Below are 19,955 nucleotides of genomic sequence, written 5' to 3'. Positions count from 1 at the left end.
CGCAATCGTCCTTTTGGACGGGTGAACTACCTTTAGTTTGTCGCGTTGCGAAATAACAAAAATCTGGAGGAATGTCGTGCAAACTTTTCAAGCCGATCTTGCCGTAATAGGCGCTGGCGGGGCTGGATTACGTGCTGCGATTGCTGCAGCACAAGCTAATCCCAACGCTAAAATCGCATTGATTTCAAAAGTCTATCCAATGCGTAGTCACACAGTGGCAGCAGAAGGAGGGTCCGCCGCCGTTGCGCAGGATCATGACAGCTTTGAATACCATTTCCACGACACGGTTGCAGGGGGCGACTGGCTTTGCGAACAGGATGTCGTTGACTACTTTGTGCATCATTGTCCAACGGAAATGACCCAGCTTGAACAGTGGGGATGTCCGTGGAGCCGCCGTCCGGACGGCAGCGTCAACGTTCGCCGCTTTGGCGGAATGAAGATTGAACGCACCTGGTTCGCCGCCGATAAAACCGGCTTCCACATGCTGCACACCCTGTTCCAGACCTCCCTTCAGTTCCCACAAATTCAGCGCTTCGATGAACATTTCGTCCTCGACATTCTGGTCGATGACGGTGAGGCGCGTGGCCTGGTGGCGATGAATATGATGGAAGGCACGCTTGTCCAGATCCGCGCGAAAGCCGTGGTGATGGCAACAGGCGGCGCGGGCCGCGTTTATCGCTACAACACCAACGGCGGCATCGTCACCGGTGACGGCATGGGCATGGCGCTCAGCCACGGCGTACCGCTGCGCGATATGGAGTTCGTGCAGTATCACCCAACCGGCCTGCCGGGCTCCGGCATTCTGATGACGGAAGGCTGCCGCGGTGAAGGCGGTATTCTGGTCAATAAAAACGGCTACCGCTATCTGCAGGATTACGGCATGGGCCCGGAAACCCCGCTCGGCGAGCCGAAGAATAAATACATGGAACTCGGCCCGCGCGACAAAGTCTCTCAGGCCTTCTGGCACGAGTGGCGCAAAGGCAACACCATCTCCACGCCGCGCGGCGATGTGGTCTATCTCGACCTGCGTCATCTGGGCGAGAAGAAACTGCTGGAACGTCTGCCGTTCATCTGCGAGCTGGCGAAAGCTTATGTCGGCGTCGACCCGGTGAAAGAGCCGATTCCGGTGCGTCCAACCGCGCACTACACCATGGGCGGGATCGAAACCGACCAGCAGTGCGAAACCCGGATTAAAGGCCTGTTCGCCGTCGGCGAGTGTTCTTCTGTCGGCCTGCACGGCGCTAACCGTCTCGGGTCTAACTCGCTGGCAGAGCTGGTCGTCTTTGGCCGCATGGCGGGCGAGCGCGCGATGGAGCGAGCGGCTACCGCAGGCGAAGCTAACGGTGCCGCGCTGGATGCGCAGGTCGCAGACGTTGAAAAACGCCTGAAAGATCTGGTGAACCAGGAAGGCAATGAGAACTGGTCGAAGATCCGCGACGAAATGGGCCTGTCGATGGAAGAAGGCTGCGGTATCTACCGTACCCCTGAGCTGATGCAAAAAACCGTCGACAAGCTGGCGGAACTGCAGGAGCGCTTCAAGCGCGTGCGCATCACCGACACCTCCAGCGTATTCAACACCGACCTGCTCTACACCATCGAGCTGGGCCACGGTCTGAACGTCGCGGAATGTATGGCGCACTCTGCGCTGGCGCGTAAAGAGTCCCGTGGGGCCCACCAGCGTCTGGACGAAGGCTGTACCGAACGTGACGACGTCAATTTCCTGAAACACACTCTCGCCTGGCGCGATGCGGATGGCACCACACGTCTGGACTACAGCGACGTGAAAATCACCACGCTGCCGCCGGCTAAACGCGTGTACGGTGCAGAAGCAGAAGCCGCCGAGAAGAAGGAGAAGGCGAATGGCTGAGATGCAAAAAATGAAAGTTGAAGTGGTGCGCTACAATCCGGAAGTGGACGCCGCACCGCACAGCGCTTTCTATGAAGTCCCTTATGACGAGCAAACCTCCCTGCTGGATGCGCTCGGCTATATCAAAGATAACCTGGCGCCAGACCTGAGCTACCGCTGGTCCTGCCGCATGGCGATTTGCGGATCCTGCGGCATGATGGTCAACAAGGTGCCAAAGCTGGCCTGTAAGACCTTCCTGCGCGAATACACCAAAGGCATTAAGGTCGAAGCGCTGGGCAACTTCCCGATTGAACGCGATCTGGTGGTCGATATGACCCACTTTATCGAAAGCCTGGAAGCCATTAAGCCGTACATCATTGGTAATCCGCGCACGCCGGATCAGGGGCCGAATACCCAGACGCCGGCGCAGATGGCGAAATACCATCAGTTCTCCGGCTGCATCAACTGCGGTCTTTGCTACGCCGCCTGTCCACAGTTTGGCCTGAACAAGGAGTTCATCGGCCCGGCCGCCATTACCCTGGCGCACCGCTATAACGAGGACAGCCGCGACCACGGTAAAAAAGAACGTATGGCGCAGCTTAACAGCCAGAACGGCGTGTGGAGCTGTACCTTTGTGGGTTACTGCTCCGAAGTTTGTCCGAAGCACGTCGACCCGGCCGCCGCAATTCAGCAGGGTAAAGTAGAAAGCTCGAAAGACTTTCTTATCGCTACCCTGAAACCACGCTAAGGAGTGCATGATGACGACTAAACGCAAAGCCTATGTGCGGCCTGTGCCGTCCACCTGGTGGAAAAACCTGCCGTTTTATCGCTTCTACATGCTGCGTGAAGGCACGGCGGTACCGGCGGTCTGGTTCAGCCTTGAGCTGATGTACGGCGTTTTTGCCCTCAAGCACGGTCCGGAAGCCTGGGCCAGCTTTGTCGGTTTCCTGCAAAACCCGATCATTGTGGTTCTGAACCTGATCGTGCTCGCAGCCGCGCTGCTTCATACCAAAACCTGGTTTGAGCTGGCGCCAAAAGCGGCAAACATCATCGTAAAAGGCGAGAAAATGGGACCAGAGCCGGTGATTAAAGGGCTCTGGGCAGTGACGATTCTGGTCACTGTGGTCATTCTGTTTGTCGCACTGTTCTGGTAAGGAGACACCTGTGATCAATCCAAATCCAAAACGTTCTGACGAGCCGGTCTTCTGGGGCCTGTTTGGCGCAGGCGGCATGTGGAGTGCCATCATCGCCCCCGTCATCATCCTGCTGGTCGGTATTATGCTGCCGCTGGGGCTGTTCCCGGGCGATGCGCTGAGCTACGAGCGCGTACTGGCGTTCGCGAGCAGCTTTATCGGCCGCGTGTTCATCTTCCTGATGATCGTCCTGCCGCTGTGGTGTGGTCTGCACCGTATTCACCATGCGATGCATGACCTGAAAATCCATGTCCCGAGCGGTAAATGGGTGTTCTACGGTCTGGCGACCATCCTGACCGTGGTGACGCTGATTGCCGTGGTCACCATCTGACGCTTCTGGCCCGCCATCCGGCGGGCCTTTTATTTCTGCATCTTCCCCACCAGCCACTGGGCAAACTCGCGCATCGCGGGCGTTTCTGTCCGTGACTGTAGCCTTGTCAGCCAGTAGCTGCCGAGGTCAATCTGCGTTGCAAACGGCTGCACGATGCGCTCGCTGCTGAGTAAATGGGTAAACATGTCGACAGGCGCAATGGCAATCCCTACGCCTGCCTGCGCGGCTTCCAGCATGGTCACGGACGAATCAAACACCATCACCCGGTGCGTCGGCGAGGGAGGATGTTCACCCGCTGCCTGCATCCACGCAGCCCACTCGTCGCGTCGGTAGGAGCGCAGCAGGGTAAACTTCAGGATATCTGCCGGGCTTTTGAGAACTGAGGCAATCTCGGGTGTACAGAGCGGAGACAGTGGCGCAGGGCAAAGGAATTCCGCATCGGTTCCATGCCACGCGCCGCCACCGTAGCGAATGGTGTAATCCAGCCCTTCAGCCGCCGGATCGACGCGATTGTTATGGGTAGAAAGCTGAAGATCAATATGCGGATAGCAGCGGCGAAAGTCCGCGAGCTGAGAGAATAAAATACCCGTAGCAAAGGTCCCTACCACACCTATTTTGAGCTTCTCCTGAGCGCGCTGGCTGGCAAAGCGATCCAGCATTCCGGCGATACGATCGAACGAGTCATTCAGCACCGGCAGCAAATTCTCGCCTTCGGTGGTCAACATCAGCCCACGCGAAACGCGGACAAACAGCTGGCAGTTAAGGTGCTGCTCCAGCGCCTTTACGTGCTGGCTAATCGCGGAATGGGTGACGTTCAGCTCGATAGCGGCATGCGTAAAGCTGAGGTGCCTGGCAGCAGCTTCAAACGCCCGCAGGGAATTAAGAGGAAGATAGCTGCGCGTCATGGCCTCGTCCGTTAGAAAAATTAACAGCTAATGCTAAATTTAACCGTTTGTCAGCCATAGTCAAATCCAACAGACTACAGCGGTCTGACGGGCCCGGACACTCCCTTGAACTGCTATTACGGAAGATAAATGATGATGAAAAAATCCCTTTGCTGCGCCCTGTTGCTCAGCACCTCCTGCTCGGTATTGGCTGCCCCGATGTCAGAAAAACAGCTGGCCGAGGTGGTGGAACGGACCGTTACGCCGCTGATGAAAGCGCAGGCCATTCCGGGTATGGCGGTGGCGGTGATTTATCAGGGCCAGCCGCACTACTTTACCTTCGGTAAAGCCGATGTTGCGGCAAACAAGCCTGTTACCCCACAAACCTTGTTCGAACTGGGTTCTATAAGTAAAACCTTCACCGGCGTACTGGGTGGCGATGCCATTGCTCGCGGTGAAATATCGCTGGGCGATCCGGTGACCAAATACTGGCCTGAGCTGACAGGCAAGCAGTGGCAGGGGATTCGCATGCTGGATCTGGCAACCTATACCGCAGGCGGTCTGCCGTTACAGGTACCGGATGAGGTCACGGATAACGCCTCTCTGCTGCGCTTTTATCAAAACTGGCAGCCGCAGTGGAAGCCGGGCACCACGCGTCTTTACGCCAACGCCAGCATTGGTCTTTTTGGCGCGCTGGCGGTCAAACCTTCCGGCATGAGCTATGAGCAAGCCATAACGGCGCGGGTCTTTAAGCCGCTCAGGCTGGACCATACCTGGATTAACGTTCCGAAAGCGGAAGAGGCGCATTACGCCTGGGGATACCGTGATGGTAAAGCGGTACACGTTTCGCCAGGCATGCTCGACGCTGAAGCCTATGGCGTAAAAACCGACGTGCAGGATATGGCAAGCTGGGTGATGGTCAACATGAAGCCGGACTCCCTTCAGGATGCTTCACTCAGACAAGGCATTGAGCTGGCGCAGTCTCGCTACTGGCGCGTGGGGGCCATGTATCAGGGGTTAGGCTGGGAAATGCTTAACTGGCCGGTCGATGCTAAAACCGTGGTAGAAGGTAGCGACAATAAGGTGGCGCTGGCGCCGTTGCCCGCGAGAGAAGTGAATCCTCCGGCGCCTCCGGTAAAAGCCTCATGGGTGCACAAAACCGGCTCAACCGGCGGGTTTGGCAGCTACGTGGCCTTTATTCCTGAAAAGCAGCTCGGCATTGTGATGCTGGCGAATAAAAGCTATCCGAACCCGGCACGCGTTGAGGCGGCATACCGTATCCTCGACGCGCTCCAGTAAAACATTGCCGGGTGGCGCTAACGCTTACCCGGCCTACAAAATCCACGGGGTGGCCACCTGGCGAAATACACCGCGCAAAAACCACATTTTCCTTGCCGTCATCTACACTTAACAAAAAACAGTAAGGAAACTCCTATGCGCATTCTGCCTGTTATCGCCGCGGTGACAGCCGCGTTTTTAGTGGTTGCCTGCAGTTCCCCTACCCCACCGCCTGGCGTTACCGTCGTCACGCCTTTTGATGCACAACGCTTCCTTGGAACATGGTATGAAATCGCGCGCCTCGACCATCGGTTTGAGCAGGGCTTAGAGAAGGTCACTGCGAATTACAGCTCGATGGATGATGGCGGTATTCAGGTGATCAACCGGGGCTATAATCCCGATCGTGAGATGTGGCAACAGTCTATCGGGAAAGCGTACTTCACGGGCGACCCGCGACGGGCTGCGCTCAAAGTCTCTTTCTTCGGCCCGTTTTATGGCGGCTATAACGTGATCGCGCTCGACAGAGAGTACCGGCACGCGCTGGTCTGCGGGCCGGATCGCGACTATCTGTGGATACTTTCCCGCACGCCAACGATTTCGTCAGAAATGAAACAGCAGATGCTGGACGTCGCGACCCGGCAAGGGTTTGATGTGTCAAAACTTATCTGGGTAAAACAACCCCATTAGTGGGTGCTGAGCTTCAGCCCAACGATCCCGGCCACAATCAACGCGAGGCTGGCGATACGCGCCAGACTCGCTGACTCTCCCAGCAGCAGAATGCCGGTGATGGCGGCCCCTACCGCACCAATACCCGTCCAGACGGCATAAGCCGTTCCCACAGGCAGCGAGCGCATCGCCCAGGATAACAGGACAATACTCACGATCATCGCGGTGACGGTAATGACGCTGGGCGTCAGACGGGTAAATCCGTGGGTGTACTTGAGACCAATTGCCCATACCACTTCGAGCAGGCCAGCAATAAAAAGAATGATCCAGGACATTTCAGGCTCCTTAACTTAATTCAAGTTGGGGCCGTCCCCGGTGAAAGAAACGCTTACGGGTCGTCCCGTAAGGCAGAGATTACGCCCCATATTGTGGTTAGCGTGCTATTTTTTTTCAATCATTTTTTGCTGAACACGTTAAGGCAAGAAATAGCCGCAGTATGGCGCGTAGTTCCGGCATTTAGCACTCATCCGACTTCTCTATGATGATGTGCTTTCTGATGGCAGGAAGCCAAACCACTAGCCGACTGCGAATAATATATGTTCAAAATTCTTTTGATTGACCGTTGTCACTTCACCCGTACGGGGTTTGAAGCATGGCTCAATCATTCCGGTTTGTTCCCGGGACACTACGTTGTGACCGGGCTGAATAATCTGTTCCTTGCCAGAGAGCACATTCTGCAATGGAAACCCACGCTGGTTATCGCTGACCTGTACGGCTTCAGGCAGGATATTCACCATTTTCAGCAGCTCTCGTCCTTGCTCAACGCCAGTGAACGCTTACCGTTTATTTTGCTGCAATCGGGAGAGGACCATGGCATGACAGACTGGCTCGGACAGTTCCCGGTGTGGTCGTCGTTGTTGAAAAACGCCAGTCTCGGACAAGTGGCAACGGTTATCAATGAGGCATTGATCTCGCGCTCATACGCTGAAAGGCCAACAGCGGCCGCCCCCCTGCTTACCCGGCAGGAAGAGAAAGTACTGACATTGTGGATGGACGGCGCGAGCAATCAGAAGATTGCCGCTCACCTGAGTATCAACGGAAAAACGGTCTATACCTATAAACGCAATATCCGCATGAAACTGCATATGGATACGCGTTTCTCTCCGTTTTTATCCCTGCAGGAAGTCGAGAATTGACGGTACGGTGAGAGTGCCGTGCCGTACCGTCCATACTTTTAGTTCTGGGCTTTCGTTGCTGCACCGGAAATAGCACTACCACCGTCGGAGATATCTTCCCCTACGCCGCGGGTGGTATTACATGCAGTCAACACTGTGGAAAGCACAAGGACAGAAAAGATCGCTGCAATTGTTTTCTTAACCATAATATCTTCCTTTTATAGCCAAAGTTGTTTTGTGTATAGCAACTTAAGGATAGACAAGATCCCGTCGTTTGACGGAAAAGGAAGCATTTTTAGGAAAATTAGACGGTTTTAGCTGGCAGCGTGAGAAATGATATGGCCGAGATCCTGGATATCTTCACCCACGCCGCGCGCGGTGTTACACCCGGAAAGCATTGCGCTGGAGAGCGCTAACAGAAGCAGAATTTTAACGGTACGTTTCATCATCCCTGCCTGCAAAAATCAGGCGCAGCGGGCGCTGCGCCTTCAATCATGACGTAAATTACTTCACGCGGGATACGTATTCGCCGGAGCGGGTATCCACTTTGATCACTTCGCCAGTCTGTACGAACAGCGGCACTTTAACCACTGCACCGGTGGACAGTTTGGCTGGTTTACCGCCGGTACCTGCGGTATCACCTTTCAGACCTGGATCGGTTTCAACGATTTCCAGTTCTACGAAGTTTGGTGGGGTCACAGCGATAGGCTGGCCGTTCCACAGGGTCACGATGCACTCAGCCTGATCCAGCAGCCATTTAGCGCTGTCACCTACCGCTTTCTCATCAGCAGACAGCTGTTCGAAAGTGGAGTTGTTCATGAAATGATAGAACTCACCGTCGTTGTACAGATAGGTCAGGTTCATATCAACAACATCAGCGCCTTCAGCAGAGTCAGTAGACTTGAAGGTTTTCTCAACACGGGTACCGGTCAGCAGACGGCGCAGCTTAACGCGTGCGAATGCCTGGCCTTTACCTGGTTTAACGAATTCGCTGGCTTCAACCGCGTACGGTTCGCCGTCCATCATGATTTTAAGACCAGCACGAAAATCGTTGCTATAGTACGTTGCCATAAGGCCCTCTAAATTTGTTAACTGGTAGCTAAGCCACAAAATGGCGCATATTGTAACCCTAAACACCCCGTCCAGAGAAGATTGGTTATCGCAACTTGCCGATGTAATCACCAGTCCTGATGAATTGCTGCGTCTTTTAGACCTCGATCAGCACCCAGAGTTGCTTGCAGGCCGCGAGGCAAAGCGCCTTTTCGCCCTGCGCGTTCCCCGTGCGTTTGTGGCGCGGATGGAGAAAGGCAACCCCAACGATCCGCTATTAAAACAAACGCTTACTTCGCAGGATGAGTTTGTCACCGCGCCGGGTTATAGCACCGATCCGCTGGAAGAGCAGAACAGCGTGGTGCCGGGTTTACTGCATAAGTATCTCAACCGCGCCCTGTTGCTGGTAAAGGGCGGCTGCGCGGTAAATTGTCGTTATTGCTTCCGTCGGCACTTCCCTTACGCCGAAAATCAGGGCAATAAACGCAACTGGCAGGTCGCGCTGGACTATATCGCCACCCATCCGGAGCTTGATGAGATTATTTTTTCCGGCGGCGACCCGCTGATGGCGAAAGATCATGAGCTGGACTGGCTGCTGACCGAGCTTGAAGCCATTCCGCATATTAAGCGCCTGCGCATTCACAGCCGTTTACCGATTGTCATTCCGGCGCGGATCACGGACGGCCTGGTGTCACGCCTGGAGCAGTCCCGCTTGCAGGTGCTGCTGGTGAACCATATCAACCACGCGAACGAAATTGACGATGCGTTTCGCGCGGCGATGGCGCGGCTGCGTAAAGCGGGCGTGACGCTGCTGAACCAGAGCGTGCTGCTGCGCGGCGTGAATGACAGCGCTCGCGTGCTGGCAGATTTGAGCAATGCGTTGTTTGATGCGGGCGTGATGCCCTATTACCTGCACGTGCTGGATCGCGTTCAGGGCGCGGCCCATTTCATGGTGACGGATGAAGAAGCCCGGAAGATTATGCGTGAACTGTTAACGCTGGTTTCAGGCTATATGGTGCCGAAGCTGGCACGCGAGATTGGCGGAGAGCCGAGCAAGACGCCGCTGGATTTGCAGCTGCGGCAGCAGTAAAAAGGCAGGTGGCGCTACGCTTACCTGCCCTACGGGGTCCGGGCGCAGCGCCATCAGCACGTTAACTCAGTTTGGGCACTTGTAGACCTGGCCGTTCATCTGGCTGGCGGTCGGCACGAAGCTGGACAGCATACTCTGCGTTGGGCTGCTCACGCCGTAAATCACGTTGCCGCCCATTGCCGCCGCCTGGTTACGCAGGGCATTCGCCGCACCGCGCATAGAACCACCTTCTTCGCCATGCTGACCTGACATCCAGTTACTTTGCTCACCGGTTGCCGTGCCTAACAGCTGGCATTCACTGCCAGGCTTATCTTCCACAAAGCGAACGCCCTGGCCCGCTGCCGACAGCTCATTGCTGGAGCTACAACCCGCCAGCAGCAATGCTGCCCCTACGATCCCTGCACAGACTTTTACGCGCATGTTATTCCTCGTTTTCAATAAGCTGGACAGTAGTTGTCCGTGTGTAAATCTTATACCTAAAAGATGACCAAAAGAAAAACCCCCGAGCATTTCTGCCCGGGGGTTTTTCACATTCTACGACGTAGAGCGCACGATTACATCATGCCGCCCATACCGCCCATGCCGCCCATGCCAGCAGCACCTAAGTCAGGTGCATCGCCTTTAGGCAGGTCGGTTACCATGCACTCGGTAGTGATCATCAGACCCGCTACAGATGCCGCGTACTGCAGAGCAGAACGGGTCACTTTCGTTGGGTCCAGGATACCGAAGTCGATCATGTTGCCGTATTCTTCAGTTGCCGCGTTGTAACCGTAGTTACCTTCGCCCGCTTTCACGTTGTTGGTCACAACAGATGGCTCTTCACCGGCGTTGGACACGATCTGACGCAGAGGCGCTTCCATTGCGCGCAGCGCAACTTTGATACCCACGTTCTGATCTTCGTTCTGTGCGGTCAGGCCTGCCAGCTTAGCGGCAACACGCACCAGCGCAACACCACCACCAGCCACCACGCCTTCTTCCACCGCAGCACGGGTCGCGTGCAGGGCATCGTCAACGCGTGCTTTTTTCTCTTTCATTTCAACTTCGGTCGCCGCACCAACTTTGATTACCGCAACGCCGCCAGCCAGTTTCGCTACGCGCTCCTGCAGTTTTTCACGGTCGTAATCGGAAGTTGCTTCTTCGATCTGCTTACGGATCTGACCAACGCGGCCCTGAATAGCGGCTTCTTCACCCACGCCATCGATGATGGTGGTGGTGTCTTTGTTGATCACAACGCGTTTCGCCTGGCCCAGGTCTTCCAGGGTCGCTTTTTCCAGCTCCATACCGATCTCTTCAGAGATTACGGTACCGCCGGTCAGGGTAGCGATATCCTGCAGCATCGCTTTACGGCGATCGCCGAAGCCAGGTGCTTTAACCGCAGCCACTTTCACGATGCCGCGCATGGTGTTAACCACCAGGGTCGCCAGCGCTTCGCCTTCAACGTCTTCAGCGATGATAACCAGCGGCTTGCCTGCTTTCGCAACGGCTTCCAGCACTGGCAGCATTTCACGGATGTTGGAGATTTTCTTGTCAGCCAGCAGGATGAACGGGCTTTCCAGCTCAACAGCGCCAGTTTCTGGCTTGTTGATGAAGTATGGGGACAGGTAACCGCGGTCGAACTGCATACCTTCAACCACGTCCAGTTCGTCTTCCAGGCCGGTACCGTCTTCAACGGTGATCACGCCTTCTTTACCGACTTTGTCCATCGCTTCAGCGATCAGTTTACCTACGGTTTCGTCGGAGTTAGCGGAGATGGTACCAACCTGAGCAATGGCTTTAGAGTCAGAGCACGGTACGGACAGCGCTTTCAGTTCTTCAACAGCGGCAGTGACGGCTTTGTCGATACCACGTTTCAGATCCATTGGGTTCATGCCCGCAGCAACGGCTTTCAGACCTTCGGTGATGATCGCCTGCGCCAGTACGGTCGCGGTGGTGGTACCGTCGCCTGCAGCGTCGTTCGCTTTAGAGGCAACTTCTTTCACCATCTGCGCGCCCATGTTTTCGAACTTGTCTTCCAGCTCAATTTCACGTGCTACAGAAACACCATCTTTGGTGATGGTTGGCGCGCCGAAGGATTTATCCAGCACTACGTTACGGCCTTTCGGGCCCAGGGTCACTTTAACTGCATCTGCCAGTACGTTTACGCCGCGGAGCATTTTTACACGAGCGTCGTTACCGAATTTTACGTCTTTAGCTGCCATGTTCTTATTTCCTCAAATTCTCGTGCGTAAATTACGCTTCAACAATTGCCAGAATGTCGCTCTCGGACATGATCAACACTTCTTCATTGTCGATCTTCTCGGATTTCACGCCGTAGCCATCGTTGAAAATTACGATGTCACCAACTTTAACGTCCAGTGGCTGCACAGTTCCGTTTTCCAGGATGCGGCCCTTACCGACAGCGATGATTTCGCCACGCGTTGATTTGGCTGCTGCAGAACCGGTCAGAACGATGCCGCCAGCAGACTTGGTTTCAACTTCTTTACGTTTGACGATCACACGATCATGTAACGGACGAATACTCATTGATAGCTCTCCTTTGAGAAAGTCATTATCAGTTATGGATGACGCCGGCCCGCATGCGGTTTTCCGACTAGTGCCCTGAGAGATGGGGATAGCTTTTTCCCCCTTCAAGGGGGAGTCGAAAAAAAAATTTGCGAAAGTGTTACCATCGCCTCTCTTTTGGTACGGGCAGGGCGATGTCAATGAGTGGACTCAAGCAGGAGTTGGGGCTGGCGCAGGGCGTTGGACTGCTCTCAACCTCCTTGTTAGGTACGGGCGTGTTCGCCGTACCCGCACTGGCGGCGCTGGTGGCTGGAAATAACAGCCTGTGGGCGTGGCCAGCGCTGATTGTACTGGTTTTCCCGATAGCCATTGTGTTTGCCATCCTGGGGCGGCATTTCCCCAGCGCGGGCGGCGTGGCGCACTTTGTCGGTCTGGCCTTTGGCCCGCGGCTGCAGCGCGTTACCGGCTGGCTGTTTCTCTCCGTCATTCCGGTTGGCCTTCCTGCGGCGCTGCACATTGCGACCGGCTTTGGTCAGGCGCTGTTTGGCTGGCATAACGAGCAGTTATTGCTGGCCGAACTGGGTACGCTGGCTATCGTCTGGTGGGTAGGCTCTCGCGGAGCCAGCTCCAGCGCCAACCTGCAGACGCTGGTTGCGGTGCTGATTGTTGCACTCGTTGCCGCTATCTGGTGGGCGGGCGATATCACAATCAAGGAAATTCCCTTCCCGGCGGTGACAGACGTCGACCATTCACAGCTTTTCGCCGCGCTTTCCGTCATGTTCTGGTGTTTTGTAGGCCTGGAGGCCTTTGCTCATCTGGCGTCGGAGTTTAAGCAGCCTGAGCGAGATTTCCCCCGCGCGCTGATGATAGGCCTGCTGCTGGCAGGTACGGTCTATTGGGCGTGTACCGTGCTCGTATTACACTTCAACGCGTTCGGTGCGGATCTCGCTGCTGCTGCATCGCTGCCGGGTATCGTGGTTAAACTGTTCGGCGTGAAGGCGCTGTGGATCGCCTGCGTCATTGGCTATCTGGCCTGTTTTGCCAGCCTGAATATTTATATCCAGAGCTTTGCCCGGCTGGTGTGGTCGCAGGCGCTCGACAAACCCGAGAATCGCCTCGCGCGCCTGTCTAAACGCCAGCTTCCGCTGAATGCCCTGAATGCCGTACTGGGCTGCTGCGTGTTGAGCACGCTGTGTATTTACGCACTGAAAATCAATCTGGACGCGCTGATCGTCTACGCCAACGGCATTTTCATCATGATCTACCTGCTGTGCATGCTGGCGGGATGTCGCTTGCTGAAAGGTCGCTATAAAGCACTGGCGGTCGTCGGGGGCGTGCTTTGCCTGCTGTTGCTGGCAATGGTGGGATGGAAGAGTGTGTACGCGATAGTCATGCTGGCAGGGCTGTGGCTGTTTTTGCCGAAGCGCGGTGCGCTCCCGAAAGCCCGGTAAGCGAAGGGTATGAACCGGAAACATGGGTAACACTTTAGACCGGATACATGGGTAACAGTTATAACTGGCATAGAAGAGGAGACTCGCTATGCCCTGGACTGAGACCCGACCTATGCAACGCCTTGATTTTATCCGTGCCTGCCATGCAGGTACGGACTCCTTCTCCGCTCTTTGCCGTCTTTTTGGCATCAGCCGTAAAACCGGCTATAAATGGCTTCAGCGTTTTGACCCCTCTGACCTGTCATCTCTCTCTGACCGGTCGCGCGCGCCACACTCCCACTCCCGGACGGTTCCTGATGATATCGCCGGACACCTGACTGCCCTGCGTCAAAAACACCCTGACTGGGGCCCCAAAAAACTGCGGATGTGGCTGCTCAATCATCACGTCGATTTTACCGTCCCTGCTGCCAGCACTATCGGCGATATCCTCAAGCGTGAAGGCCTGGTTCCGGATAAAAAGCGAAAACGCAGAACACCGGGTAATCGCCAGCCCCTGACCACCATCAGTGAGAACAATCAGGTCTGGAGCGCTGATTTTAAAGGCAAGTTCAGGCTGCTGAGCAGAGAGTACTGCCATCCCTTCACCCTGACCGACAATCACAGCCGGTATCTTCTGAGCTGCCGGGGAACGGACCGGGAGAGCGAGCCCTTCGTCAGGCAGTGCCTGACAGATGCGTTCCTGGAGTACGGTCTGCCGGAAGTCCTGAGAACGGATAATGGTCAGCCGTTCGCGGGAACAGGTATCGCCGGGTTAAGTCGCCTTGCCGTCTGGCTGATAAAGCTGGGCATCAGACCGGAACGTATCAGAAAGGGGCATCCGGAAGAAAACGGCCGTCATGAGCGAATGCACCGCTCGCTGAAAAGTGCAGTGAAACAGGGCAACACCTTCATGACAATGGAAGAACAACAGCGGTGGTTCAGTGACTACCGGGAAGAGTTTAACCACGAAAGGCCGCATGAAGCCCTGGCGGGTGCAACGCCCGGAACGGTGTGGAAGCCCTCAGGCCGTCACTGGGATGGCAGGGTTCCTGAATATGCTTATCCGGAGGGAGGGACGGTCTACAGGGTGAAATCGAGGGGGACACTCTATATGGGGAAAAAGGGGACGGTGTTCCTGAGTGAAGCGCTGACTGATGAGTACATCATGCTGGAAGAACAAGATGATGGCCTTGAGGCCATCATCTTTAACGGAATAACGCTTGCGTACTATGACCGAAAAACCCAGAGTGTGCTCCGGATAGACTAAAAAGTGTTACCTATGTTCCCGGTCTGATCTGTCACCTATGTATCCGGTCATACCGTAGCGCCACCGGGCATGTTTTCACCCAATCTGCACCGACAGCATACTCAGACTCCCCATCTCAATGCCGTCGACCGGGATTGTAACGGGCTCCTGACCATCCCACGCGCCAAGAACGTACAGCAGCGGCAGGAAGTGTTCCGGTGTCGGGTTAGAGAGCGAACCGCCTTGGTTATCCAGATAGTTCACTAACGGATGCGCCTCAGCCGGACCTTGCCACGTCAGGTTCGCTTTGACGTAGTCGTTAAAAGAGGTCGCCCACGGGTACGGCGTGTTCTCACCGTGCCAGCGCGCGGTGCGCAGGTTATGCACCACGTTGCCGCTTGCCACCAGCATGATGCCTTCATCACGCAGGGTTGCCAGCTTACGGCCCATCTCCAGATGCCAGGCGGCCGGTTTAGTGCTGTCGATGCTCAGCTGCACCATCGGAATATCCGCATCAGGATACATTTTGATCAGCACGCCCCACGAGCCGTGGTCAAAGCCCCAGGCTTCTTTATCCAGCGTTACAGGGACAGGTGCCAGCAAATCTACCAGCTTTTGTGCCAGCTCAGGCGAGCCGGGGGCCGGATAATGCGTGTCGTACAGCGCCTGCGGGAAGCCGCCAAAATCATGAATGGTTTTTGGCGCTTCCATGGCGGTCACGCCCGTCCCTCGGGTAAACCAGTGCGCAGACACCACCACGATCGCTTTCGGACGCGGCAGCGTCTCGCCCAGATGACGCCACGCACGGGTATAGACGTTGTCTTCCAGAACGTTCATTGGGCTACCGTGGCCTAAAAACAGGGCTGGCATACGGGAAGAAGTCATGGTGATATCCTTACAGAAGGTGTCAATTTAATGGTGCTACATTACGCGCAATCTGGCAAAGATGAACGCAGATAAGCGTGAAGATCATCATCAGGAAATTTGAATGTAAGGAATGTGTAAAGCCGGGGTTCCCCCCTCGCTTTGCCAGAAATGAATCATTTATATTAATGAGAATCATTATCATAAGGAGCAATGCATGTCAGTCCCCTTGATCCTGACCATACTGGCGGGTGCCGCGACCTTTATCGGTGCGCTCCTCGGCGTGCTCGGCCAAAAGCCCTCTAACCGCGTACTGGCCTTCTCACTGGGCTTTGCTGCCGGGATCATGCTGCTCATCTCCCTGATGGAGATGCTGCCTGCCGCACTGGGCACAGAAGGCATGTCTCCGCTGCTGGGTTACGGCATGTTTGTCTTTGGCCTGCTGGGATACTTTGCCCTCGATCGGATGCTACCGCACGCGCATCCGCAGGATTTAATGCAGAAAAACGTGGCGCCCATGCCGCGTAATATCAAGCGTACCGCCGTGCTGTTAACGCTTGGCATCAGCTTGCATAATTTCCCTGAGGGGGTAGCGACTTACGTAACGGCCAGCAGCAATCTTGAGATGGGTTTGGGTATCGCGCTGGCGGTCGCCTTACACAATATTCCTGAAGGACTTGCCGTCGCCGGACCGGTGTATGCCGCCACGGGCTCTAAACGCACCGCGGTGTTCTGGGCGGGTATTTCCGGCATGGCCGAAATTCTTGGGGGCGTGCTGGCGTGGTTAATCCTGGGAAGCCTGGTCTCCCCTGTTGTGATGGCTGCCATTATGGCTGCGGTTGCCGGGATCATGGTTGCGCTCTCCGTCGATGAGCTCATGCCGCTTGCGAAAGAGATCGATCCGAATAACAACCCCAGCTATGGCGTGCTGTGCGGAATGTCGGTAATGGGCTTAAGCCTGGTGTTATTGCAATCTGCAGGTATCGGCTAGCATTAGCCTGCCTCCGTCTAAGACGGAGGCAGGCGTGCGAAACGTTAAGAAACAGAAAGATATAATGCGCGATTCTGTAGCCAACAAAGTTCTTACAATAAATAATATAATTTGATAGGAATAGACTTAAGGAAATGTATAAATATACTATCTGACTCACTGCATCAACTATGAATGGTAGTCGATGCTTATAATCAACATAAATTATATATTAATATAATCTTAAAATAGCTTTAAGATGCGGTAATCGCATCCCCCCACATTCCTCCCGTATACTTGATATTCGTCCTGAAATTAATATTCAGAGTATGAATCGTTTGAAAAAGGATATTTTCATGTATATGGGTAAAAAAGTTCTGTTAGCCGCTGCTATGGCTGCCATCGTATCGGGTTCTGCCTTTGCTGACGACCAGGGTTCAGGCAAAATCAAATTCAAAGGTGTCGTTATTGATGCGCCTTGCAGCATTGCACCAGACAGCGTTGATAAAGAAGTCGATCTCGGTGAAGTAACCACTGCCGTGATCAACGCCAACAAGAAATCTACCGCTGTTCCGGTTGATATCAATCTGGAAAACTGCCAGCTTGACGATCCGGCGGACGAAACTGACACACCAATTACTAAAGTCGATGTCACCTTTACCAGCTCAGCGACAGACTCGACTGACACCAGCCTGATGACCAACACCTATGCAAGTGGCGCACAGAATGTGGGCGTCCGTCTTCTGGATAACGCCGAAGCCAACATTACGCTGGGTGCTGCTAATGAGGTTATGCTGCTGGCAGGTTCAACGACACAGACGCTGCACTTCAAAGCGTTAATGGAAGTACTTGCAGGCAAAACCGCTACGGCGGGTCAGGTTGAAGCCACCGCTAACTACGTTCTGGCGTATAAATAATAACTTCGCGTCACGGTATAAACCGGCTGGCATTTAATGCAGCCGGCATTCTATATTTTTTGAGTAACAGGACGATGACATACAAATTACAATGGATAATCATTATTACGTCCCTGTTAATGACGAAAACTGCCTCCGCGACTGAATTTAACATTAATGCCATTGATAAAGATCAGCGCGGCAGCGTTGACTTATCTCTTTTCAAAGATCAAATCGCCGTAATTCCAGGTAGATATTTTGTTACGGTTTCCATTAATGATATTCCGCTGGCAAACGGCTGGCAGCTTCGCTGGCGAGAAATTAATAATCAGGTACAGGTCTGTATTCCACCTGAGTTGGCCGATACCTTTGCTCTGCAGGACTCCATTCGCAGCGCTCTGCCAGAAAAAGAGGGATGCATTGATTTTTCATCCAGACCCGATATTAAGTTTACCTTTGACCAGGCCAGCCAGACGCTCAAGGTGACCATCCCGCAGGCATGGCTACAGTACCGTGCTGCAGACTGGATGCCGCCATCCACCTGGGACAACGGCGTGCCTGGCGTATTGCTGGATTACAACCTGTTCGCCAGTCATTACCAGCCTAATAGCGGCTCAGGCTCGGACAACGCCAACACCTACGGCACCGCGGGTGCAAATATGGGCGCGTGGCGGTTGCGCAGCGATTATCAGTACATGCAAACGCATACCGATGCCGGTTCTGAACATGATGGACGGTTTTCGCGCGTTTATATGTTCCGTCCTCTCCCCTCGCTCCGCGCCAAACTTACGCTGGGCGAAACGGATTTCCAGTCCGCTATTTTTGATGCTTTCACCTATACCGGTGCATCCCTGATTAGCGATGAGCGCATGCTGCCGTGGTCGCTACGGGGTTACGCGCCGCAAATTACCGGGATAGCGCAAACTAACGCCACGGTTACCGTCAGCCTTGCCGATCGCGTGATTTACCAGAGCAAAGTCCCGCCCGGTCCCTTTGTGATTCAGGATCTTAACCAGTCTGTCCAGGGTACGCTGGACGTAAAGGTGACGGAAGAAGACGGGCGCGTCAGCACCTTCCAGGTCTCTGCAGAATCAGTGCCATTTTTAACCCGCAAAGGTCAGGTTCGCTACAAGCTGGCGACCGGGAAAGCGCGCAAAGACGCTTCGCATGACGTCGAAGATAACGCGTTTTTGAGCGGTGAATTCTCCTGGGGAGTGCTGTCACAAACCTCTCTCTATGGCGGTACGCTCGCCGATGGCGATCATTACCGTTCCGTCGCCGCCGGCATCGGACAAAACATGGAGTACCTGGGAGCCCTCTCTTTCGACGTGACGCAGGCGACCAGCCAGTTGCCCAATCAGAATAGCCAGACGGGCTACAGCTACCGCTTTAACTACAGTAAGCGTTTCGATACCACAGGCAGCCAGCTTACGCTCGCCAGCTATCGCTATTCGGACCGACAATTCCTGAGCTACGCCCGTTTTCTGGATTATGACAATAACGATCGGCAGTCAGAAAAACAGACGCTCAGCGTGACGGCCAGCCAGTACATTTCGGCATTATCGCTCAACCTCTATGTGAACATGCTGCGTCAAACCTGGTGGAACGACTCGCCTTCTACAACGGGCAGCGTGACCGCAGGTTACAACTTTGATCTGGGTCGCTGGAAAAACCTGGGCATCACCCTGTCGTGGAGTAAAACGCATTATGAAGATGAAAACGACGATACGCAGTTCTATCTCTCACTAAGCGTGCCGCTCGATCCCGATCATCGACTGAATTACGACCTGCGCAACAGCGACAGTCTGAGCCAGAACGTATCGTGGTATGACACATCAGACCGGAATAATACCTGGGGCGTTTCCGCAGGCACCGAGAGCGAGAAGTCAGACGCAGGCGCGCAGGTAAGCGGCAACTATCAACATTATTCCCCTTATGGCGATCTGAATCTCTCCGGGAGCTATAAGGCTAATGAATACAATTCCCTGAGCGCCAGTTGGAACGGTTCATTCACCTCGACGACTAAAGGCGCTGCGCTGCACCGCCGTAGTTATGGTAATGAACCGCGCGTGATGGTCAGCACCGACGGCGTAGGCAACATTCCCCTTAACATGTCTCGGGATGAAACCAACCAGTTTGGCATTGGTGTTTTACCGTCTATCTCCAGCTATTCGCCCTCCAGCGTGCAGGTCAATATGAACAACCTGCCCGATGGTGTGGACGTTGACACCCGCGTCGTCACCTCAACCTGGACGGAAGGCGCGATTGGATTCCGTCAGATTGCCACGCGTGCAGGCAATGATATTGCAGGCATCTTACGCACCGCTTCCGGTACGCCGCCGCTGGGCGCGGTTGTTCGCCTGCTGGAAAACGACCAGCAGATTGCCATGGTCGCCGATGACGGCCACGTCTGGCTCGGTGCCGTAGAGCCAGAACAACAGTTCCGCGTGACGTGGGGAGACAATCAGCAGTGTCGCTTCGCGTTACCTTCACACCTTGAAAACAGTATGCAGTTGATACTGCCATGTCAGTAA

General features: G+C 54.8%; 22 protein-coding genes. 13 read left to right on the top strand and 9 right to left on the bottom strand.

Features of this window, described 5'->3' with window-relative positions:
* Nucleotides 1-76: 76 nt before the first annotated feature.
* Genes frdA through frdD form a run of 4 tightly spaced genes read left to right on the top strand, consistent with a single transcriptional unit; the run spans nucleotide 77 to nucleotide 3,370 of the window.
* Nucleotides 77-1,867, top strand: coding sequence for a fumarate reductase (quinol) flavoprotein subunit (frdA, locus tag AB8846_RS09665; protein ID WP_063144110.1), 1,791 nt, complete (start codon nucleotides 77-79; stop codon nucleotides 1,865-1,867).
* Nucleotides 1,860-2,594 carry a succinate dehydrogenase/fumarate reductase iron-sulfur subunit gene (locus tag AB8846_RS09660; RefSeq protein WP_023310124.1) on the top strand — a complete coding sequence of 245 codons (735 nt, stop codon included), beginning with the start codon at nucleotides 1,860-1,862 and terminating at the stop codon, nucleotides 2,592-2,594. The genes frdA and AB8846_RS09660 overlap by 8 nt, the downstream gene beginning before the upstream one ends.
* Nucleotides 2,595-2,604: 10 nt before the next feature.
* Nucleotides 2,605-3,000 carry a fumarate reductase subunit FrdC gene (gene frdC / locus AB8846_RS09655; protein ID WP_029739890.1) on the top strand — a complete coding sequence of 132 codons (396 nt, stop codon included), beginning with the start codon at nucleotides 2,605-2,607 and terminating at the stop codon, nucleotides 2,998-3,000.
* Nucleotides 3,001-3,010: 10 nt separating this feature from the next.
* Nucleotides 3,011-3,370 carry a fumarate reductase subunit FrdD gene (gene frdD, locus AB8846_RS09650; protein WP_000609653.1) on the top strand — a complete coding sequence of 120 codons (360 nt, stop codon included), beginning with the start codon at nucleotides 3,011-3,013 and terminating at the stop codon, nucleotides 3,368-3,370.
* Nucleotides 3,371-3,399: 29 nt separating this feature from the next.
* Here frdD and ampR read toward each other — a convergent pair whose 3' ends face one another.
* On the bottom strand, nucleotides 3,400-4,275 hold the full coding sequence (gene ampR, locus AB8846_RS09645; protein ID WP_370732593.1) for a LysR family transcriptional regulator AmpR: 876 nt from the start codon (nucleotides 4,273-4,275) through the stop codon (nucleotides 3,400-3,402).
* A 132-nt stretch (nucleotides 4,276-4,407) separates the two neighbouring features.
* Here ampR and blaACT point away from each other — a divergent pair, with 132 nt between their 5' ends.
* Both blaACT and AB8846_RS09635 read left to right on the top strand, forming a co-directional pair.
* The gene (blaACT, locus tag AB8846_RS09640; RefSeq protein ID WP_370732632.1) at nucleotides 4,408-5,553 is read left to right on the top strand and encodes an ACT family cephalosporin-hydrolyzing class C beta-lactamase; all 1,146 of its coding nucleotides are present in this window, start codon (nucleotides 4,408-4,410) and stop codon (nucleotides 5,551-5,553) included.
* 135 nt (nucleotides 5,554-5,688) lie between these two features.
* Nucleotides 5,689-6,219, top strand: a complete 531-nt coding sequence (locus AB8846_RS09635) for a lipocalin family protein (RefSeq protein ID WP_063144113.1) — start codon at nucleotides 5,689-5,691, stop codon at nucleotides 6,217-6,219.
* On the opposite strand, the gene sugE is transcribed toward AB8846_RS09635, so the two are convergent.
* On the bottom strand, nucleotides 6,216-6,533 hold the full coding sequence (sugE, locus tag AB8846_RS09630) for a quaternary ammonium compound efflux SMR transporter SugE (RefSeq protein WP_008502938.1): 318 nt from the start codon (nucleotides 6,531-6,533) through the stop codon (nucleotides 6,216-6,218). The two genes, AB8846_RS09635 and sugE, sit on opposite strands and share 4 nt — an antisense overlap.
* Nucleotides 6,534-6,794: 261 nt before the next feature.
* Here sugE and AB8846_RS09625 point away from each other — a divergent pair, with 261 nt between their 5' ends.
* Nucleotides 6,795-7,394 carry a LuxR C-terminal-related transcriptional regulator gene (locus AB8846_RS09625; RefSeq protein ID WP_063144114.1) on the top strand — a complete coding sequence of 200 codons (600 nt, stop codon included), beginning with the start codon at nucleotides 6,795-6,797 and terminating at the stop codon, nucleotides 7,392-7,394.
* Between the two features lie 38 nt (nucleotides 7,395-7,432).
* On the opposite strand, the gene ecnB is transcribed toward AB8846_RS09625, so the two are convergent.
* The 3 genes from ecnB to efp form a co-directional block, all read right to left on the bottom strand.
* A complete protein-coding gene (gene ecnB, locus AB8846_RS09620; RefSeq protein WP_063144115.1) occupies nucleotides 7,433-7,579 on the bottom strand; it encodes a lipoprotein toxin entericidin B in 147 nt (48 codons plus the stop codon).
* 108 nt (nucleotides 7,580-7,687) lie between these two features.
* A complete protein-coding gene (locus tag AB8846_RS09615) occupies nucleotides 7,688-7,819 on the bottom strand; it encodes an entericidin A/B family lipoprotein (protein WP_047346103.1) in 132 nt (43 codons plus the stop codon).
* Between the two features lie 58 nt (nucleotides 7,820-7,877).
* Entirely contained in the window at nucleotides 7,878-8,444 is a 567-nt protein-coding gene (gene efp / locus AB8846_RS09610; RefSeq protein WP_010427766.1) for an elongation factor P, read from the bottom strand.
* A 40-nt stretch (nucleotides 8,445-8,484) separates the two neighbouring features.
* Between efp and epmB the strand changes: the two genes are divergently transcribed.
* Nucleotides 8,485-9,513 (top strand): EF-P beta-lysylation protein EpmB, encoded by a 1,029-nt coding sequence (gene epmB, locus AB8846_RS09605; RefSeq protein WP_370732592.1) that lies wholly within the window; start codon nucleotides 8,485-8,487, stop codon nucleotides 9,511-9,513.
* Nucleotides 9,514-9,579: 66 nt separating this feature from the next.
* Here epmB and AB8846_RS09600 read toward each other — a convergent pair whose 3' ends face one another.
* From AB8846_RS09600 to AB8846_RS09590, 3 genes are all read right to left on the bottom strand, one after another.
* On the bottom strand, nucleotides 9,580-9,933 hold the full coding sequence (locus AB8846_RS09600; RefSeq protein WP_023310115.1) for a DUF4156 domain-containing protein: 354 nt from the start codon (nucleotides 9,931-9,933) through the stop codon (nucleotides 9,580-9,582).
* A gap of 134 nt (nucleotides 9,934-10,067) precedes the next feature.
* Complete coding sequence (gene groL / locus AB8846_RS09595; protein WP_029742112.1) at nucleotides 10,068-11,711, bottom strand: chaperonin GroEL; 1,644 nt, start codon at nucleotides 11,709-11,711, stop codon at nucleotides 10,068-10,070.
* A 31-nt stretch (nucleotides 11,712-11,742) separates the two neighbouring features.
* A complete protein-coding gene (locus AB8846_RS09590; RefSeq protein ID WP_003855929.1) occupies nucleotides 11,743-12,036 on the bottom strand; it encodes a co-chaperone GroES in 294 nt (97 codons plus the stop codon).
* 179 nt (nucleotides 12,037-12,215) lie between these two features.
* On the opposite strand from AB8846_RS09590, the gene yjeH reads away from it, so the two are divergent.
* Nucleotides 12,216-13,466, top strand: coding sequence for an L-methionine/branched-chain amino acid transporter (gene yjeH, locus AB8846_RS09585; RefSeq protein WP_063144117.1), 1,251 nt, complete (start codon nucleotides 12,216-12,218; stop codon nucleotides 13,464-13,466).
* Nucleotides 13,467-13,554: 88 nt separating this feature from the next.
* Nucleotides 13,555-14,712, top strand: a complete 1,158-nt coding sequence (locus tag AB8846_RS09580) for a DDE-type integrase/transposase/recombinase (RefSeq protein WP_370732591.1) — start codon at nucleotides 13,555-13,557, stop codon at nucleotides 14,710-14,712.
* A 75-nt stretch (nucleotides 14,713-14,787) separates the two neighbouring features.
* On the opposite strand, the gene ygiD is transcribed toward AB8846_RS09580, so the two are convergent.
* Nucleotides 14,788-15,576 carry a 4,5-DOPA dioxygenase extradiol gene (ygiD, locus tag AB8846_RS09575; protein ID WP_370732590.1) on the bottom strand — a complete coding sequence of 263 codons (789 nt, stop codon included), beginning with the start codon at nucleotides 15,574-15,576 and terminating at the stop codon, nucleotides 14,788-14,790.
* A gap of 196 nt (nucleotides 15,577-15,772) precedes the next feature.
* On the opposite strand from ygiD, the gene zupT reads away from it, so the two are divergent.
* The 3 genes from zupT to AB8846_RS09560 all read left to right on the top strand — a co-directional run bounded on the left by zupT (nucleotide 15,773) and on the right by AB8846_RS09560 (nucleotide 19,955).
* Nucleotides 15,773-16,546 carry a zinc transporter ZupT gene (gene zupT, locus AB8846_RS09570; RefSeq protein ID WP_063145699.1) on the top strand — a complete coding sequence of 258 codons (774 nt, stop codon included), beginning with the start codon at nucleotides 15,773-15,775 and terminating at the stop codon, nucleotides 16,544-16,546.
* A 335-nt stretch (nucleotides 16,547-16,881) separates the two neighbouring features.
* Nucleotides 16,882-17,442 (top strand): fimbrial protein, encoded by a 561-nt coding sequence (locus AB8846_RS09565; RefSeq protein ID WP_331414076.1) that lies wholly within the window; start codon nucleotides 16,882-16,884, stop codon nucleotides 17,440-17,442.
* A gap of 74 nt (nucleotides 17,443-17,516) precedes the next feature.
* Nucleotides 17,517-19,955 (top strand): fimbria/pilus outer membrane usher protein, encoded by a 2,439-nt coding sequence (locus AB8846_RS09560; RefSeq protein WP_370732589.1) that lies wholly within the window; start codon nucleotides 17,517-17,519, stop codon nucleotides 19,953-19,955.

Source organism: Enterobacter sp. KB-221C9, from assembly GCF_041320715.1.
GTDB lineage: Bacteria > Pseudomonadota > Gammaproteobacteria > Enterobacterales > Enterobacteriaceae > Enterobacter > Enterobacter asburiae_D.
Note: the sequence above shows the minus strand (reverse complement) of the source record. Positions and strands in the feature narration are given on the sequence as shown.

Excerpts from the sequence above, each read along its gene's own strand:
- AB8846_RS09660 (WP_023310124.1), top strand. The coding sequence starts at position 1,860 with ATGGCTGAGATGCAAAAAATGAAAGTTGAAGTGGTGCGCTACAATCCG.
- frdC (WP_029739890.1), top strand. The coding sequence starts at position 2,605 with ATGACGACTAAACGCAAAGCCTATGTGCGGCCTGTGCCGTCCACCTGG.
- ampR (WP_370732593.1), bottom strand. The coding sequence starts at position 4,275 with ATGACGCGCAGCTATCTTCCTCTTAATTCCCTGCGGGCGTTTGAAGCT.
- blaACT (WP_370732632.1), top strand. The coding sequence starts at position 4,408 with ATGATGAAAAAATCCCTTTGCTGCGCCCTGTTGCTCAGCACCTCCTGC.
- AB8846_RS09635 (WP_063144113.1), top strand. The coding sequence starts at position 5,689 with ATGCGCATTCTGCCTGTTATCGCCGCGGTGACAGCCGCGTTTTTAGTG.
- sugE (WP_008502938.1), bottom strand. The coding sequence starts at position 6,533 with ATGTCCTGGATCATTCTTTTTATTGCTGGCCTGCTCGAAGTGGTATGG.
- AB8846_RS09625 (WP_063144114.1), top strand. The coding sequence starts at position 6,795 with ATGTTCAAAATTCTTTTGATTGACCGTTGTCACTTCACCCGTACGGGG.
- ecnB (WP_063144115.1), bottom strand. The coding sequence starts at position 7,579 with ATGGTTAAGAAAACAATTGCAGCGATCTTTTCTGTCCTTGTGCTTTCC.
- AB8846_RS09615 (WP_047346103.1), bottom strand. The coding sequence starts at position 7,819 with ATGAAACGTACCGTTAAAATTCTGCTTCTGTTAGCGCTCTCCAGCGCA.
- efp (WP_010427766.1), bottom strand. The coding sequence starts at position 8,444 with ATGGCAACGTACTATAGCAACGATTTTCGTGCTGGTCTTAAAATCATG.
- epmB (WP_370732592.1), top strand. The coding sequence starts at position 8,485 with ATGGCGCATATTGTAACCCTAAACACCCCGTCCAGAGAAGATTGGTTA.
- AB8846_RS09600 (WP_023310115.1), bottom strand. The coding sequence starts at position 9,933 with ATGCGCGTAAAAGTCTGTGCAGGGATCGTAGGGGCAGCATTGCTGCTG.
- groL (WP_029742112.1), bottom strand. The coding sequence starts at position 11,711 with ATGGCAGCTAAAGACGTAAAATTCGGTAACGACGCTCGTGTAAAAATG.
- AB8846_RS09590 (WP_003855929.1), bottom strand. The coding sequence starts at position 12,036 with ATGAGTATTCGTCCGTTACATGATCGTGTGATCGTCAAACGTAAAGAA.
- yjeH (WP_063144117.1), top strand. The coding sequence starts at position 12,216 with ATGAGTGGACTCAAGCAGGAGTTGGGGCTGGCGCAGGGCGTTGGACTG.
- AB8846_RS09580 (WP_370732591.1), top strand. The coding sequence starts at position 13,555 with ATGCCCTGGACTGAGACCCGACCTATGCAACGCCTTGATTTTATCCGT.
- ygiD (WP_370732590.1), bottom strand. The coding sequence starts at position 15,576 with ATGACTTCTTCCCGTATGCCAGCCCTGTTTTTAGGCCACGGTAGCCCA.
- zupT (WP_063145699.1), top strand. The coding sequence starts at position 15,773 with ATGTCAGTCCCCTTGATCCTGACCATACTGGCGGGTGCCGCGACCTTT.
- AB8846_RS09565 (WP_331414076.1), top strand. The coding sequence starts at position 16,882 with ATGTATATGGGTAAAAAAGTTCTGTTAGCCGCTGCTATGGCTGCCATC.
- AB8846_RS09560 (WP_370732589.1), top strand. The coding sequence starts at position 17,517 with ATGACATACAAATTACAATGGATAATCATTATTACGTCCCTGTTAATG.